Genomic DNA, 788 nt, shown 5'->3' on the forward strand with positions numbered 1-788 from the left:
GGTGGTGTTTCAAAAAGTATGCTGGCATTAAACGAATCCATTATTGATATAAAAGAACACTAAATCAAAGGCTTTGAAATGATTTTCAAGCTTTTTGGAGAAGTTGCAGCTTCTCCTAAAGCCTCGCCTGATTCGATGCCGTAATCGACAATTATTGCCTTCTATACCCACAGTGAAAAATTTACCAATCAACTGTTTGCATTCTTTAAAGGTCGTAACAAAGCTATCCCAATGGTCACTTGATATACATGTATAGCTTACACCTAACTGCTTCAATTTTAATTTAAGTCGTTTTGCAGTGGCTAAATCTCGGTTACCCCATACATAAGCAACAATTTCACCTGTTTCTCGATGATAGGCATAAATTAGCCATTGTTTATTTTGCTTATGACCAACAAAAGTCCAAAACTCATCTACTTCAAGGGTTTCATAATGACTTTGCTGTGCTCGAAGTTGATATTTTGATTGGCTAAGTGTCCGTAGAACTTTACCGATACTTACTCTTTCAATTTCTGCTATATCCCTGACACCACTGCCTCGCACCATGAGGTGTAATATTTTGGTTTTGATACCTGAGTGACAGCCTTGATAACTGAGAGCATGATCACCAATAAATTGACGTCTGCATATTTTACATTGGTAATTTTGCTTACCATCTACTTTTGTGCCATTTTTCTTTATACTGTCACTTAGGCAGGCTGGACACTTGATTTCTAGAGTTATTCGCATTTCTCTATTTTATCAAAATCCAACCTGCTTTTTTTCAGCATACTTTTTGAAACACCACC

The 788-nt window shown here is 36.7% G+C and carries 1 protein-coding gene; it reads right to left on the reverse strand.

The window, feature by feature from the left end; translation table 11 throughout:
• Nucleotides 1–27 precede the first annotated feature (27 nt).
• The gene (locus C3420_RS17145; RefSeq protein ID WP_004282341.1) at nucleotides 28–729 is read right to left on the reverse strand and encodes an IS1 family transposase; all 702 of its coding nucleotides are present in this window, start codon (nucleotides 727–729) and stop codon (nucleotides 28–30) included.
• Nucleotides 730–788: the final 59 nt, after the last annotated feature.

This window comes from Acinetobacter sp. ACNIH3 (genome assembly GCF_002918965.1).
Taxonomy (GTDB): Bacteria; Pseudomonadota; Gammaproteobacteria; order Pseudomonadales; family Moraxellaceae; genus Acinetobacter; species Acinetobacter schindleri.